This window comes from Micromonospora sp. WMMD961 (genome assembly GCF_029626145.1).
GTDB lineage: Bacteria > Actinomycetota > Actinomycetes > Mycobacteriales > Micromonosporaceae > Micromonospora.
This window is the reverse complement of record NZ_JARUBJ010000002.1, coordinates 5,727,158-5,742,791: the sequence shown is the minus strand read 5'-3', so window position 1 is coordinate 5,742,791 and position 15,634 is coordinate 5,727,158. Positions and strand designations below refer to the sequence as shown.

Genomic DNA, 15,634 nt, shown 5'->3' with positions numbered 1-15,634 from the left:
CACGGTCCAACATCATGGCCGCCGAGGCGTGCCCGTTCCACGATGTGCGGACTCACGGTGGAGATGGGCTTCAGGCGGTTCCGTGATGAGTGCGAAGATCGCCCACATGAAGCCAGCCAAGAACCCGTGGTGGCAAACAGCGAAAACGCCGAAGCGGGGTTTCATCATGGGAGGCGTCTGGCTTCTCTTGGCCGCCGGGTGGGTGCTCGTGGCCGTCGGAGACCCCACGCCGTGGCATTGGGCATTTGCCGCACTGTGGGCGGTCGGCGGTATGGGCAACCTGGTGTCAGCCGTGTTGCTGCGGCGACGGCAGCGCGACTCAGGATAGGGCAGGGTCAGAAGCCGCGGTCCGGGCCGATTGAGCGCGATCCGCCAGCAACGGCCACGAGGATCAGCCCGGCATGAACGTGGAACGGGGGGCGGTCCGCATCCAGTCCGCAAGAGGTCGATGAACGGCGGGGGAGCGGTGAGAGATGTCGAGGGCCGATTCCGCTGCTAGCAGGCCAACCGTCAGCTCGCCGGTGTCTGGCCGCATGCGTCGGCGGCCTTGGCTGCTCGGGCCGGGGTCGCCAGACGCCGTCCGAGTTCGCGCCCTGTGCGAAGGCAGGGTCAGCGGGTCGCCAGGGATGGTGGCGGTGAGCAGCGCGGCCCGCCGCCCGGTCGACTCCCTCGCTTACCGCTTGTCGTAGGCGTCCTGTGCCGCCGACACGTCGCCGAGGTGCTCGATCGACCACCGCTGGAGCGCACGCAGCGGCTCCAGCAGTGTCCGGCCGGCCTCGGTGAGCGCGTACTCGACCCGGACCGGCACTTCCGGGTACACCGTGCGGCGCACGAGGCCGTCTCGTTCCAGCCCTCGCAGGGTCTGGGTCAGCATCTTCTGCGAGACGCCCTCGATGCGCCGCCGCAGTTCGGAGAAGCGGGCGTCCCCGTCGCCCAGGACGCTGACGATCAGGACGGTCCATCGGTCGCCGATGCGGTCGAGGATGCGCCGGGTCGGACAGTCGGCCTGATACGGGTCGCCGTGGAGGGCCGCGGCCTGGGTGGTTACCAAAAAGTGCCTTCTTCCCGATGGAGACCTGGTCTCTTACGGTAACCGAGGAAGCGCGGTCAGGGGGCCGCGGAAGCTGGCAAGAAGGGCAACTTCATGTCTCGCATCACCGTCCTCGGCGGTACCGGGTACGCAGGATCGGCCATCGTCGCCGAGGCTGCCGCTCGCGGTCACGAGGTCACCGCGTTCAGCCGGTCGGTTCCGGCCGATCGCGTCCCGGGCGTGGCCTACGTCCGGGGCGACGTCACCGACGAGGCAGCGCTGAGTTCGGTGATCTCGGGCGCCGACGTCGTGGTCGGCGCGCTCGCACCGCGTGGTTCGTTGGCGGGCTCCTTCCGGGACGTGTATGCCATGATCACTCGTCTCGCCGACGCCGAGAGGATTCCGCTGTACGTCGTCGGCGGCTTCTCGTCGCTGCGCCCCGCCTCGGGAGCGCCCCGCTACGTCGCGGACCTGAGTCACGCCCCCGCCGCGTACCACGACGAACTCGTCACCGTGGCGGCGCTGGTCACCGACGATCTCCCGGCCACGCCAGAGACGCTCGACTGGGTGTTCGTGAGCCCGGCGGGCAGGTTCGGTGCGCACGTGCCCGGAGAGCGGCTGGGCACCTACCGGGTCGGTGACGACGTCGCCGTTCAGCCCGGGGACGGCGGAGCGATCTCCGGCCCGGACTACGCGCTCGGGTTCGTCGACCTGATCGAGAAGGGCGAGCACCGCCGGGCCCACCTCAACCTGGGGTACTGAACCGCGATCTTTCCGGCAAGGGCGCGGTGTCGGTGGACGCGATCGGCAGCCCGCCGCCCGGCGCCCGGGCAGCTCTGTCTGGTGATTGAGGCGCTCCTCGAGATGGCTCGACTTCACCGCACGCACGCACGCTCGGTGAACAGGCGGTGGCGCTGCGACAGCCGACTACATCCGGCGCGCCTGCGGTGTCATTGATTTGTCATGGTCCTGCGGTAGCTCCGCCATATATCTCGTCAAGATTTGGTGGCCGAGCAGGAGTTCATGTCGGGACCAAATCAATCGTTCTCGGGGGTTGGCGGATGCGGACGCTCAGAGGCAGCAGCGAGAGCGGCGGGCCGGGAACCCCCGGCGGGCGGGTTCGGGAGGACCGCTTCACATGTGTGGACTGAGCGGAGAGCTTCGCCGCGACGGCGCCCGCGCCGACGTCGCCACCGTCGAACGCATGGCGGCGGCGATGAGCGTTCGTGGCCCCGACGATGCCGGGTCGTGGTCGCACGGGTGCACCGCACTCGCCCACCGCCGGCTGGAAATCATCGACCTGTCCGCTGCCAGCGGTCAGCCTCTCGTGGACCCGGCCGCCGGCTTGGCAGGCGTGTTCAACGGGTGCATCTACAACTACCGCGCACTGAGAGCGGAACTGGAGGCGCGGGGTCACCGGTTCTTCTCCGCCGGGGACACCGAGGTCGTCGTCAAGGCGTACGCCGAGTGGGGCACCGACTTCGTCGACCATCTGATCGGTATGTTCGCCGTTGCCATCACCGAGCGGGACACCGGTCGGCTGGTGCTGGCCCGCGACCGGCTGGGGATCAAACCGCTCTACCTGGCCGAAAGCCCGGGCGTGGTGCGGTTCGCCAGCACACTCCCGGCACTGCTGGCCGGCGGTGGCGTGGACACCTCCATCGACCCCGTCGCGCTCAGCCACTTCCTGAGCCTGCACAGCATCGTGCCCGCGCCACGCACCATCCTGCGCGGGGTGAGCAAGCTCCCGCCGGCCACCGTACGCACCTACGAGCCGGACGGGCGGGTCCGCGACCGCGTCTACTGGGAGCCGTCGTTCACCCGGGATCCTGGCCGGGCCGACTGGTCGGAGCGGGACTGGCAGGACGCGCTGCTGGAGTCGCTCACCGTCGCGGTCCGGCGCCGAATGGTGGCGGACGTTCCGGTCGGCGTCCTGCTCTCCGGCGGGCTGGACTCCAGCCTGGTGGTGGCCCTGCTCGCCGACGAGGGGCAGCGCGGGCTGTCGACGTACTCCATTGGTTTCGATGCGGTCGGTGGCCGCGCCGGCAACGAGTTCGTCTACTCCGACATGGTCGCCGGCACCTTCGGCACGGACCACCATCGGGTCGAAGTGGCCGCCGCGGATCTGGTGGCTCCGCTGGAAGCCGCCGTCGCCGCCATGTCCGAACCCATGGTCAGTCACGACTGCGTGGCGTTCTACCTGTTGAGTGAGGTCGTGGCGCGGCACGTCAAGGTCGTGCAGTCCGGTCAGGGCGCGGACGAGATCCTCGGCGGCTATCACTGGTATCCGCCGCTGGCCCAGGTGGACCGTGGGCGGGAACTGGGCACCTACGCGGAGGCGTTCTTCGACCGGGACGCCGCCGGGCTGGCGGAGGTGCTGAATCCTGAGTACCTGCCCGCCGGGGACCCGGTCCGGGAGTTCGTGGCGGCGCACCTGGGTCGGGCCGGCGCGGAGACGGCGGTGGACGCCGGACTGCGGATCGACACGACCGTGATGCTCGTCGACGACCCGGTGAAACGGGTCGACAACATGACGATGGCGCACGGCCTGGAGGCCCGGGTGCCCTTCCTCGACCATGAGTTCGTCGAGTTGGCCGCGACCTGCCCGCCGGCGCTGAAGCTCGCCCAGGGCGGCAAGGGCGTACTCAAGGAGATCGGCCGACGGGTGCTTCCCAGGGAGGTGATCGACCGGCCCAAGGGCTACTTCCCCGTGCCGGGGCTGACCCACCTTGAGGGAAAGCTGTTGGACCGCGTACGCGACGCGTTGTACGCGCCCGAGGCCCAACGGCGGAACCTGTTCCGCGCCGATTACGTCGAGACGTTGCTGACGAATCCGAACGCCGAGCTCACCCCGCTGCACGGCAACAAGCTCTGGCAGCTCGGACTTCTGGAGATGTGGTTACAGAGTCATGGAATCGACTGACGGCACGAAGGTCTCCGATCCGAGGACGCCACCCGGGCGACGCGAGCGGGTCGGTGCCGGAGGCGACCCGGTCCTGCCCGGCCCTTTCGACGACCCGCCGGGTGATGGCACGGACGTGGTGCTCGACTGCGGATGGGGCCGGTTGGTGTTCGGTCAGACCTTCGCCCACCCGTCCGACGTCGCGGACGTGCTGCGCTCCGAAGCGGCCGGGTCCCGGGACATCTGCATCTATCTGCGGGACCCGCACGTGCTGGTGTCCCGGCTGCCGGACGAGCTGTTCATCGACCCCTCGCTGACCTACCGGCTGGACCTGGCCAACGTTCAGCAGGATGCCGACGCCGCAGCGGGGCTACGTATCCGGGAACTGCGGGACGACGCCGACGGTCACGCGGTCAACCGCATCTATGCCCGCAACGGGATGCTGACCGCACCGGTGGACGTTCTCGTCGCGAACAGCGCGACGAAACACTTCCTCCACCTGGTCGCCGAGTCTCGAACCGGTGAGATCGTCGGCACGATCACCGGCGTCGACCACGTCGCGGTGTTCGACGACCCGGAGAGCGGCTCCAGCCTGTGGTGTCTCACGGTCGACCCGAACAACGCGCCACCGGGGACCGGGAAGACCCTGCTGCTGGAATTGGCCGCCCGGCTCGCCGAACGCGGCCGGCGCTTCGTGGACCTGTCGGTGCTGGCCGAGAACGAGGGCGCGATCCGGCTGTACGAACGGCTCGGATTCGAGCGCACACCCACCCTGTGCGTGAAGCGCAAGAACCCCATCAACCAGCGCCTCTTCCTGCCCAAGATGCCGGACGGCTACGACGAACTGAACCCGTACGCCAGGATCATCGCGGACGAGGCCATGCGCCGTGGCATCCGGGTGGAGGTCACCGATCCCGCCTGGGCCGAGCTTCGGCTGTCCAACGGCGGGCGTACCGTCCTGACCCGTGAGTCGCTGTCGGAACTGACCTCCGCCATCGCGATGAGCCGCTGCGACGACAAGCGGGTCACCCGGCGGGTGTTCGAGGACGCCGGCCTGACGGTTCCCCGCGGCCGCACCGCGACGGGTGACGACGATGACGCCGCCTTCATGTCGTCGGTCGGCTCGGTGGTGGTCAAACCGGCCCGGGGCGAGCAGGGCGCCGGGATCACCGTGGGGGTGAGCGCGCCCGATTCGTTGGCGACGGCGGTCGCGCTGGCCCGCCGGTACTGCGCCGATGTGTTGATCGAGGAGATGTGCCGCGGGGAGGACCTCCGGGTACTCCTCATCGACCACGAGGTTGTCGCGGCCGCGATTCGTCGGCCGGCGTCGGTCCTTGGCGACGGACGGCGCTCGATCACCGAGTTGATCGAGCGGCAGAGTCAGCGGCGGGCCGCCGCCACCGGAGGCGAGTCGCGGATCCCGACGGACGACCTCACCCGGGAGACCGTCCGGGAGGCCGGGTTCGCGATGGACGACGTGTTGCCCGAGGGCGCGGTACTCGCCGTGCGTCGGACCGCGAACCTGCACACCGGTGGCACCATCCACGACGTCACGTCTCGGCTGCATCCGGGGATCGCCGCGGCATGTGTCACCGCCAGCCGGGCTCTGGGGATCCCGGTCACCGGCCTGGATCTCCTCGTCCGCTCCTGCGATCAGCCGGAGCACGTGTTCATCGAGGCGAACGAGCGCCCAGGACTGGCCAACCACGAGCCGCAGCCGACCGCGGAGCGCTTCATCGATCTGCTCTTCCCCGGCACGAGTGCCGCGCACCGGCTGTGGACGCCGGCCGGCGTCCCGGCAGAGTAGCCACCATCCCTGGCGTGCCCGAAGGTCAGAGCACAACCGACGGCACGGTGGTCGCCGAGGTCGGGTCGGCGGGCGCGGCACCGCACAGCTCGCCTCGCGCCTGGGCCGGTACGCCGATCGAGGACATCGCCTCCACGTAGCGCCGGTACGCCTGGGCGGCCTCGCCGTGCCGGCCCGCAGCCGTCAACGTCCGGACGAACTCGCCGTGCACACCCTCGTCGTAGGGCTCCAGTTCGAGAGCGCGGCCGAGGTGGCGGACGGTCTCGTCGACGCTGTGCGCCAGCGAGGCCAGCTTGCGTACGACACGCAGGTACACCCGACGTGCCTCCTCGCGGGTCGGACGGGACCAGTCGTCGTACGGCTCGTCCTCCAGGAAGTCGCCCCGATAACGCTGCTCGGCGAGGAGGAGCGTGGCCCGCGCGTCGTCGATCTCGCCCTGCTCTGCCAGCCGCAAGCCGTGTGCGGCTTCGGTGAGGAACTCCTCGACATCCAGCTCAACGTGGTCGACGTCGAGCGCCAGACTGGGGTGCGCGGCGATGATGAAGTGGTCCGTCGTCGTACGGCGCTCCGGATCGAGGACGCCGCGGAGGGTGGACAGCGCCACGGACAGCCGGTGGCTGACCCGCTCCGGGGCCTGGGCGGGCCAGAGCATCTCGCCGAGCTGCTCCCGGGGCACCGCGCGACCGCGTCGGGAGGCGAGGATCCGGAGCAGGTCTCGTGCCTTGCGGGACTGCCACGCGGTGGCCAGCACCTGCGAGCCGTCCACGTACACCTCGAAGCGTCCGAGGGTGCGGACGGTGACCTGGGCGACCCGGCACGTGCCCTGCCGGCTGAGCGTCGGCGGCGGTACGCCGGCACCGGTCAGCCGCTCGGCGGCGAGCTGGGCGTTGACCCGCTCCTGAGGATCCGCCCCGGGCAGCCGGCTGAGCAGCACCGCGAGTCGGTCCGCGGCCACGGCGGACTTGATGTCGCGCAGGGTCGCGGCCGCCTCCCGCCAGGCCTGGCGGGTGTCGTCGGCGTCGACGGCGGCAGCCCCGCGAAGCTCCAACGCCTCGGCGAGCGCCGCGCGGTCACGGTGCAGCCGGGCGGCGCTGGACGCCATCAGCGCCACCTCGGCGGCCCGCTCGTGGTCACCCATCTCCAGCGCCACCCAGCCGAGCGCGAGTCGGGCGGTCGCCGAATCCGGACCGCGTTCCAGTTCGACGGCGCGTTGTGCCAGGGCGAACGCCGTGGCGCCGTCCTCGGCGGCCAGCACCCGGGCCAGTCCGGCGAGCGCCGGTACCTGGATCTGATGGTCGTTGACGGGTTCGCTGGCGCGCAGCGCCTCCTCGTACGCCGCGCGAGCCAGGGTGGTCCGGCCCCGCAGCGCGTGCACGTCCCCGATTTCCACCAGGGGGTACGCCACCTTGCGGGAGCCCATGCGCTGCAGGAGCGGCACCGCGCGTTCGTAACACTCGATGGCCTCGGCGAGCTGACCGAGGTGGAAGTAGGCCGAGCCCTCGTTGCAGAGCGCCAACGCGAGCATCGCGGCGTGCCCGTTGGTCTGGGCCACCTCCACCGCGGGCCGGACCTCGGTCAGCGCTTCGAGGTACTGGCCCTCGCCGACCAGGGCGGACGCGCGGTTGGCGCGGATTCGGGTCACCTGGATGGTGTCGCGCGCCGCCTCGGCGGCCCGCAGCGCCTTCTCGTGGTGCTCGTCGGCCGCCGGCCGATCACCGCGCAGTTTGGCGTCGAGGGCGAGCGCGGTGTGCGCGGCGGCGAGTGCGGCGTCGCCGCCCACGGCTGTCGCTGCGGCCAGGGCGTGTTCGGCGTTGTGCCGGCACGCCTCGGCGTTCCCGGTCGTCCACTGCGCCGAGGCGGTCCAGGCGAGCAGCCGGGCGTTGTCGGTGGACGGGTGGGGGTCGAGCGCAGCGCGCTGGAAGACCTCAAGCGCGGCCTGCGGTTCACCGCGCAGGTAGTGCACGAGGCCGTACCGCCAGGCGAGCCCGGCCGGGAGGGCCTTCTGCCGGTCGTCCAACGCGGCGTACACGGCGAGCGCGGCGTCGAAGTCGCCACGCATCTGTAGCGCCTCCCCGTAGAGCAGCCGCAGCCCGTCGGACCGGGCGTCCTCGGGCAGGGCCTGGTAGGCGTCGACGACGGCCTCCGCGCCGCCCGACGCGATCAGCTCCGCGCCGTGGCCGGCGAGGACCAGCGCCGCCGCCTCGGCGACACCAGATTTTCGGTACGACCGAAGGGCCGGGACGAGGTGCCCGTGCTCGGCGTACCACGCTGCGGCGCGCGCGTGCAGGTGTTCCGTCGCCGCCGGGTCCAGGGACAGATGGCGGCGGGCGACGCTGGCGACGACCGGCACCATCCGGTACGCCTGCCCGCCCGCTGTCACCGGGACGACAATGCCGGTGCGGGCCAGTTGGTCGAGCCGGTGAACCCCGTGTCGGTGCCCGAGGAAGCCGGTCAGATCGGGGTGGATCGGGTCGAGGTGCGCCGCGTCCCGCAGCAGTCGGTGGACTTCGGGCGGCAGCTCCGCGAACACCTCCCGTACCAGATAGGACTCCAGGGGCGACCCCGGCTCAGCCGGGTCGTCCCAGTCCGTGCCGGCGGCGGCCGCCGCTCGGGCGGCCAGGGTGACCAGCGCCGGCCAACCACCGGTCGCGGCGTGGATGCGGATCGCGAGCGCCGCGTCGGTCAGGCCGTGGTCGGCGGCGAGTACGCACGCCACCTGGTCGGGCGAGAGCCGGAGATCCGTCGGACCGTGCTCGGCGAGCAGCCCCGACTGCCGCTGGGGCAGTGGTGGCGGGTGGCGGGTCACCAGGACGACCCTCAGTTGCGGGGGAAGCTGTTCCAGGGTGTCCAGCAGGGCCTGTAGCCGTCGGCGGGAGAGTCGTGGAACGTCGTCGAGGATGAGCCAGCTCGGTTCGTCGGCGGGCAGGTCGATCACGGATCGGGTGCCGAGGGCGGTAAGCCACTCCGGCCCGGCCGTCGCCAGAGCGGCCACCTCCGGGCCGTCGCACCACCGCACCGGGCGGTCGCCCAGCCAGCGTCGCACGGCGAAGGTCTTGCCGTACCCGGCTGCGGCCACCACGACGGTCCACCGTCGGCTCCACTCGCGATCCGTCGGGGCGCTCATCGTTTCATTGGGCGCCGTGCGGACGGCCACGCATACGGGAGCGTCGCCGTTGCGACACCGAAACACGGCGTATTTGACGCCACCTTGACGACGCTCTGAACCTCGCCTCGAAGGATGTCCCGGACACACCGAGGCGCGAACCGTCCGGGTCCGCGCCTCGCAATCGATCGGGTGAGGAGTTGTGATGGCAAGAGTGCTGTCGGGACGCGCACTGCTCGCGGTGCTGGTCGTCCTGCCGACGCTGACCGCGTGGAACGCCACGCCGGTCAGCGCCGCCGCCGGGGCGGGCCCAGGGGTGTACGACGAGGAGCCCGTGGACCGCGACGTCGAGCTGGCGCGGTTGGGCTACCGCAACGGTGTGCGGGTGGTGTTCTCCCGCGACGAGCTGTCCGGCGACTGGGGCCTTCGTCAGGACGGCGAGATGGGCCGCAACGCGCCCCTGACGTACGACGACAAGCAGAGCATGTTGCAGACCTACCTGACCATCACGCCCAGGTCCGTGCCGGTGCCCCGCGTGCTGCTGTCGGAACCGCCGGCCGGCACGCCGACCCCACCGGAGCTGGCCTACCGGACCATCGTGGCGTCCCCGGTCGTCGCCGACGATCTGGTCGCGCCGACGTCGAGTGGAATGTCCACAGCGGCGACGATGACCTGCTGGGACCTGTACTGGAACTCGTACAACTGGGCCGAGTTGCCCGGATACCCGAATCCGTCGTCGGTGTGGCACCCGGCGAAGACGTACTACGCGTCCGACTTCGGCGGGATGAAGATGTACTCCTACAGCTACCTCGCCAACTGTGGCGGGTACGCCCGACACCGGATCTACTACAAGTCGTTCGGTGACTACTACAAGCACCACGACTACGAGGTGGCGTACCTCCACTGGCAGGCCGTCAAGAAGGGCTCGGTGCACCGCTACCGCAAGGTGCACTACGACGGGACGTCAGGGGACACCCGCAACGGCAAGTACACCGGCTGATCGACCAGGCCGGGGGAGACCCGGGTGGGAAGTCCGCTGGCATACCGTCGAATCCGCGACGAGTCGTTCGTAGACCAGACGGAAGGCGGCCGGAGGATGCCGCCACGACAGAGGAGGCACGCGATGGCGCGGTACCTGATCTCGTTCAACGACGGCGCGATGGACCACATCCCCGCCGAGGATTTCCCCGACGTGGGCAAGGCCGCGCACGCGGTGACCCAGGAGGCCGTGACTGCCGGTGTCTGGGTGTACGGCGGCGGACTCGAACGGCAGCAGGCGAGCATCGTGGCCACCGACGGGACGGTCACCGACGGTCCTTTCCCGGAGACCAGGGAGGTCATCGGCGGGCTCACCGTCATCGACGTGCCCACCCGCGAGGAGGCGTTGGAGTGGGCTGCCAAGATCGCCGTCGCCTGCCGCTGTGCGCAGGAGGTCCGCGAGCTCATGCCCGACCCCGAGACGGACGCGATGCTCCGCGAGGCAGCCAGCCGGGGTTGACACCTCGACGGGTCGGGCGCCGGCCGCCTTCGCGGGCGTGAGCATCACGACGCTGCCGCCGGCATACCTCAGAGTCATGAATACGACTCTGAGGTATACCGCGCGCTGTCACATCCGCCGCGCACTGAGGTGACCGACGGTCACCGCGGGCCGCGCCCGCAGCCCGAGCCACGGTGCGGACGGACTCGTCCAGGGCTGGCGCGTGCCCGTCAGGACGAGCCCGTGCGGATCTCCGATCGGGTCGCGACGATGCGGTGGCGGCGCACCGGGTACAGGATCGGGTGGGAGAGGCTCCAGGCCGCGCCCGTACAGACGAACTCCTTGTAGCGGGCTGCCAGCTTCCCGGTGAGCAGAGACGGCTTGGCCCGGTCGTCGGCGGTCACGTACTGGATGATGCCGTCGTGGCGGCCGAGGCTGATGCACTGGTTGAAGTAGCGCAGCGGGGCCTTGGGGAACTTCGCCCGACCGGTCAGGCGGGCGGCGATGGCGTCGGCTGCCTGCCAGGCCATCGGGATGCCCGAGGCGCAGGACATCCGCAGCGGTTTGCCGCCCGGCCCTGCGGCGATCGCCGCGTCGCCCACCGCGTACACGTCGGGGTGTGAGACCGACCGCATGGTTTCGTCGACGATGATCTGGCCGGTCTGCGCGACTGCCAGGGTCGTGGCGGCGGCGATGGGGTGGACGGCGAAGCCGGTCGTCCACACGGTCACCTGGGCCGGGACCTCCCGACCGTCGCGGGTGACCGCGCCGGTCGCGTCGACCCGCGCGATGTCGGTGTGCTCGTGCACGGTGACGCCGAGCCGGTCGCAGACGCCGCGCAGGTGCCGCTGCGCCTTGTCGTTGAGCCAGTCGCCGAGACCACCCCGGGCCGCGAGCGCGACGTCGAGGTCCGGCCGGGCCTCGGCGATCTCGGTGACCGCTTCGAGGCCGGTGAGGCCCCCGCCGACGACGAGCACGGTCCCGCCGGCCGCGAGGCGGGCGAGGCGGTCACGCAACCGCAGCGTCGCGGGCCGACCCGCGATGTCGTACGCGTGCTCCGCGACTCCGGGAACGCCCTGGTCCGCGGCGGCACTGCCGAGGGCGTAGACGAGCGTGTCGTACGCGATCTCGTCGCTGCCGTGCTCGTCGGCGAGCGCGACCGTCCGGCGGTCGGCGTCGACGGCGGTGACCCGGGCCCGTCGAAGCGTGACGCCGGTGCCGGCGTAGACGTCGCGCAGCGGGCGGTGCTTGAGGTCCTGCCCGACGGCGAGCTGGTGCATGCGGACCCGCTCGACGAAGTCGGCGTCGGCGTTGACGACGGTGATCTCGGTGTCGTCGGGGTGCAGCCTCTTGGCGAGGCGTCCCGCGGCCATGGCTCCGGCGTACCCCGCTCCGAGGACGACGATGCGGTGCTTCATGGTGGCACTCCTGTCTCGGTGGTGGTCGCTTCCTGAACCGGACAGCGACGCGATTCCTGACAGGAGCCGGCTATGAGCTGGGTCACCAGACGCGCAGGGTGGGCTCCTCGTGCTCAGTCGCGGACCACTGCCGGGTGGCACGGACGAGCTTGTCGGGGTTGACCTGGTTGTGGATGGCCGTGACACCGTCGGGCGTCACCTCCACCGACATCACGGCGATGACCCGGTCGTCGATCACGACCACCACCGCCGGCGCGCCGTTGGCGGTGGCGACGTGCAGGGCGGGGCTGCCACCGACCAGGTCCCGTTTGACGTCGGCGGGCTTGAACAGGCCACGCAGGAACTTCGCCACCGCCAGTGCGCCGACGATCGGTGCGGCACGGGCCGGGATCTTGCCGCCGCCGTCGGCGGTGCTCGTCGCGTCGTCGGTCAGCAACTCCACCAGCCGCTGGATCTCGCCGTTGTTGGCTGCCGTGAGGAACTCCGCGACGATCTTCCGGGCGGTGGCAGCGTCGACCTCCGCGCGGGCCCGTTCGGCGGTGACGTGCTGCTTGGCACGTCGGTAGGTCTGCTGGCAGTTCGACTCGGTGATGCCGAGGATCTCGGCGATCTCACCGTGCGAGTAGCCGAAGGCCTCCCGTAGCACGTACACCGCGCGCTCGTTGGGCGACAACCGCTCCAGCAGGGTGAGCACCGCCATCGAGACCGATTCGCGCTGCTCGGCGGTGTCGAGCGGGCCGAGCATCCGGTCACCGGCGAGGACCGGTTCGGGCAGCCACGTGCCCACGTACGTCTCCCGCCGGGCCCGCGCCGAGGTCAGGTGGTTGAGGCACACGTTGGTGAGGACCTTCGTCAGCCACGCCTCGGGCGTCTCGACGTGCTCCCGGTCGGCGCCCTGCCAACGGAGGAAGGTGTCCTGGACGGCGTCCTCCGCGTCGCTGGCCGAGCCGAGCAGGCGATAGGCGACCGCCTCCAGGCGGGCCCTGGAGTGCTCGAACAGCTCCACCTCGTCCGGACTGAGCGGCATGACTAGACAGTATCCACCCGCGCGACCGCGTCGACCGGTCGACGGGGTGCCTAGGGGCCTCGTCCATGGAAGACTTCCGGTGTCGCCGCCAGCACCGTCCGGCTGGCCTCGGACAGCTGAGGACACGCATGCCCGTCCATGTCGAGCCCTACCGGGTGCAGGTGCCGGAATCCGAACTGGCAGATCTGCGTGCCCGGCTCGCCCGTACGCGGTGGCCCGAGGCTGCCCCCGCGCCCGGTTGGGCACACGGCATACCCCTGCACGAGGTGCAGAGTCTGTGCGGGTACTGGGCCGAGGAGTACGACTGGCGAGCCGCCGAAGCGCGGCTCAACGCGGTCCCGCAGTATCTCGCCGACGTCCACGGACTGAGGATCCATCTGCTACACGCCCGATCGCCGCACCCGGGCGCGATGCCACTGGTGCTCACCCACGGCTGGCCCGGCTCGGTGCTGGAACTGGTCGACCTCATCACGCCGCTGACCGACCCGGTGAGCTGTGGCGGCACCGCCGAGGATGCCTTCGACGTGGTGATCCCGTCCCTGCCCGGGTACGGCTTCAGCGCCAAACCCGCCAACCCCGGCTGGGGCATCGAGCGCACAGCCGCCGCATGGGCGGAGATCATGGCGGCGCTCGGCTACACCCAGTACGGAGCCGCCGGCAGTGACTGGGGCACCAGCGTCTCCAGCGTTCTCGGAGCGCTGGATGGCGAGCACGTGGCCGGCGTGCATCTCGTACCGCCGCTTGCCGGCCCGGACCCGGCCGCCACCGACGAGCTCACCGATTCCGAACGCCGAGCGCTGGCCGACCTGCGTCAACGTGGCACATCCAGTTCGGCGTACTCGGAGGCCCACCGCACCGCACCGCAGACCGTCGGATACGCCCTGCTGGATTCCCCGGCCGGTCTGTGCGCCTGGCGAGAAGTTGCTCTGGGCCGACCCCGCCAGCCTCACCCGAGATCAGATCCTCGACCAGGTCACGCTCTACTGGCTGACCGGGACCGCGGCGTCGTCGGCGCGCCTGTACGCGGAGAGCATCGACCGGGTGTCCGGTTGGATCAGCGGTGCGGACGCCGATCAGGTCCGCGTACCCGTCGGTGCCTCGATTTTCCCCGCCGAGCTGCCGCGGCCGTCCCGGCGTTGGGTGACCCGCCGCTACCCGGACCTTCGGTACTGGAAGGAGCACGACCGGGGTGGGCACTTCCCCGCGCTCGAGGTGCCGGAGTTGTTGATCGCCGACCTGCGCGCCTTCTTCCGGCTGCTGCGCTAACCGCGCGAGGGCAGCGTCATCCGGCGGGCGTCACGCAGCGCGGGCGGACGAATGGACATGGCGGCGACCACGGCGGTCAGGCAGATCGCTGCGGCGGCGTCAACGCTACATTGACAGGCTCTCGTTGCTGGTTGTCCTGGGCCTGCGGACCATGAACACGTCCACCGGATCCTCGGTGTCGAGGGTGAAACCGTGCCGCTCGTACAGTCGCCGAGCCGGGCTGCCCTGCAGCACGTTCAGCCGGACCGGCGTGCCGTCGCGGTCGCACCGGTCCAGCAGTTCGCGCAGCACGGCCGTGCCGATGCCGCTGCCCTGTAGCCGCGGGGCCAGGTAGAAGTGCTCCAGCCAGTGGGCGTCCGCGTCGGGCCGCAGCGCCACGCAGCCGGCGAACGCGCCGCCCACCTCGACAACCCAGGTGTACGCCGGTGCGAACCCGTCGCGCAGGCGCTGCCGCACCCGCTGTTCGTCGTACCGCCCGAGCCGCTCCAGATCGGCCCGCAGCACCACCGCCCGCAACTCGGCCACCGCCTCGACGTCCGCCATCGAGGCCGGCCGAAGCTCCCAGTCCACCATGATCAATAAGCTATCGCGGCCCGGCGCCAGGGCGCTGGCAGCCCTGCGACGAGGAGTTCCACCATGCGGCGCGCGTTGTAGCGGGGTTCGTCAGCGCCGATGCCGACCACCTCGACTGAACGCCAGCATCGACAGCCCCGGTCTGTCGTATCGTTCCGGAATGGCACAGCCGGTGTGGGCGAACGGTGACGCGTACGAGGCGTACGTGGGTCGGTGGAGCCGCCTGGTCGCGGCGGACTTCCTGCGCGGGTTGGCCGTGCCGCCGGGGAGGCACTGGCTCGACGCGGGTAGCGGCACCGGGGCGCTGACCTCGGCGATCCTCACCACCACGGATCCCGTCCGGGTGACGGGCATCGACCCGTCTGCGGGGTTCGTCGCGGTCGCGCGGACCCGGGTCACCGACCCCCGGGCGGCCTTCCAGGTCGGTGACGCGCGGGCGCTGCCACTGCCCGATCGCGTCGCGGACGTGGTGGTCAGCGGATTGACGCTCAACTTCGTGCCGGAGCCCGAGCGGGCGGTGGCGGAGTTCACCCGGGTGGTCCGGCCGGCCGGGGTGGTGGCCGCCTACGTCTGGGACTACGCCGAGGGGATGGCGATGATGCGGCATTTCTGGGCCGCCGCCGCACAGCTCGACCCGGCCTCGATCGAGCGGGACGAGGGCCGACGCACCACTGTGGGCCAGCCCGACACGCTGCACGCGCTGTGGGAGCAGGCCGGGTTGCGGGAGGTGTCGGTCCGGCCGGTCGACGTACCGACGACCTTCACCGACTTCGCCGACTACTGGACGCCGTTCCTCGGTGGTCAGGGGTCGGCGCCGGGGTACGTCGCGACGTTGGCCGAGACCGACCGGGCCGCGTTGCGGGAGTTGCTGGCCACCCGGCTGCCGGTCGAGCCGGACGGTTCGATCCGGCTCACCGCGCGGGCCTGGGCGGTACGGGGCACCAGGCCCGCGTAACCGTCGCACCGAGCCCTGCTGAGCCCCGCCGAGCGGTGCCGCCGAGCCCGGCCGCCGAGCCTTGTCGCGAACCGGA

13 protein-coding genes and 1 pseudogene are annotated in these 15,634 nt (G+C 71.0%); 9 read left to right on the top strand and 5 right to left on the bottom strand.

The window, feature by feature from the left end; translation table 11 throughout:
* Positions 1–85: 85 nt before the first annotated feature.
* The gene (locus O7614_RS25930) at positions 86–328 is read left to right on the top strand and encodes a hypothetical protein (RefSeq protein WP_278141042.1); all 243 of its coding nucleotides are present in this window, start codon (positions 86–88) and stop codon (positions 326–328) included.
* 345 nt (positions 329–673) lie between these two features.
* Here the strand turns inward: O7614_RS25930 and O7614_RS25925 are convergent, their stop codons facing one another.
* Positions 674–1,051: a helix-turn-helix domain-containing protein gene (locus tag O7614_RS25925; RefSeq protein ID WP_278141041.1), complete on the bottom strand. Its 378-nt coding sequence runs from the start codon at positions 1,049–1,051 to the stop codon at positions 674–676.
* Between the two features lie 93 nt (positions 1,052–1,144).
* Between O7614_RS25925 and O7614_RS25920 the strand changes: the two genes are divergently transcribed.
* From O7614_RS25920 to ngg, 3 genes are all read left to right on the top strand, one after another.
* A complete protein-coding gene (locus O7614_RS25920) occupies positions 1,145–1,792 on the top strand; it encodes an NAD(P)H-binding protein (protein WP_278141040.1) in 648 nt (215 codons plus the stop codon).
* Positions 1,793–2,168: 376 nt separating this feature from the next.
* Positions 2,169–3,953 carry an N-acetylglutaminylglutamine amidotransferase gene (locus O7614_RS25915; protein ID WP_278141039.1) on the top strand — a complete coding sequence of 595 codons (1,785 nt, stop codon included), beginning with the start codon at positions 2,169–2,171 and terminating at the stop codon, positions 3,951–3,953.
* Positions 3,940–5,739, top strand: coding sequence for an N-acetylglutaminylglutamine synthetase (gene ngg, locus O7614_RS25910; protein ID WP_278141038.1), 1,800 nt, complete (start codon positions 3,940–3,942; stop codon positions 5,737–5,739). The genes O7614_RS25915 and ngg overlap by 14 nt, the downstream gene beginning before the upstream one ends.
* A gap of 25 nt (positions 5,740–5,764) precedes the next feature.
* Here ngg and O7614_RS25905 read toward each other — a convergent pair whose 3' ends face one another.
* Positions 5,765–8,863: a tetratricopeptide repeat protein gene (locus O7614_RS25905; protein ID WP_278141037.1), complete on the bottom strand. Its 3,099-nt coding sequence runs from the start codon at positions 8,861–8,863 to the stop codon at positions 5,765–5,767.
* 184 nt (positions 8,864–9,047) lie between these two features.
* Between O7614_RS25905 and O7614_RS25900 the strand changes: the two genes are divergently transcribed.
* Both O7614_RS25900 and O7614_RS25895 read left to right on the top strand, forming a co-directional pair.
* Positions 9,048–9,842, top strand: coding sequence for a hypothetical protein (locus O7614_RS25900; protein ID WP_278141036.1), 795 nt, complete (start codon positions 9,048–9,050; stop codon positions 9,840–9,842).
* Positions 9,843–9,965: 123 nt separating this feature from the next.
* Entirely contained in the window at positions 9,966–10,340 is a 375-nt protein-coding gene (locus O7614_RS25895) for a YciI family protein (RefSeq protein ID WP_278141035.1), read from the top strand.
* A gap of 209 nt (positions 10,341–10,549) precedes the next feature.
* Here the strand turns inward: O7614_RS25895 and O7614_RS25890 are convergent, their stop codons facing one another.
* Together O7614_RS25890 and O7614_RS25885 are read right to left on the bottom strand one after the other, a co-directional pair.
* Positions 10,550–11,737, bottom strand: a complete 1,188-nt coding sequence (locus tag O7614_RS25890; protein WP_278141034.1) for an FAD-dependent oxidoreductase — start codon at positions 11,735–11,737, stop codon at positions 10,550–10,552.
* Positions 11,738–11,819: 82 nt separating this feature from the next.
* Positions 11,820–12,764: an RNA polymerase sigma-70 factor gene (locus tag O7614_RS25885; RefSeq protein WP_278141033.1), complete on the bottom strand. Its 945-nt coding sequence runs from the start codon at positions 12,762–12,764 to the stop codon at positions 11,820–11,822.
* Between the two features lie 65 nt (positions 12,765–12,829).
* Between O7614_RS25885 and O7614_RS25880 the strand changes: the two are divergent.
* Positions 12,830–13,471, top strand: a pseudogene (locus O7614_RS25880) (epoxide hydrolase); the annotation flags it as partial.
* Between the two features lie 214 nt (positions 13,472–13,685).
* Entirely contained in the window at positions 13,686–14,030 is a 345-nt protein-coding gene (locus O7614_RS25875) for a hypothetical protein (RefSeq protein ID WP_278142459.1), read from the top strand.
* Positions 14,031–14,135: 105 nt separating this feature from the next.
* Here O7614_RS25875 and O7614_RS25870 read toward each other — a convergent pair whose 3' ends face one another.
* Positions 14,136–14,603: a GNAT family N-acetyltransferase gene (locus O7614_RS25870; RefSeq protein WP_278141032.1), complete on the bottom strand. Its 468-nt coding sequence runs from the start codon at positions 14,601–14,603 to the stop codon at positions 14,136–14,138.
* Between the two features lie 160 nt (positions 14,604–14,763).
* On the opposite strand from O7614_RS25870, the gene O7614_RS25865 reads away from it, so the two are divergent.
* A complete protein-coding gene (locus O7614_RS25865) occupies positions 14,764–15,558 on the top strand; it encodes a class I SAM-dependent methyltransferase (protein WP_278141031.1) in 795 nt (264 codons plus the stop codon).
* The last annotated feature ends 76 nt before the right edge of the window (positions 15,559–15,634 follow it).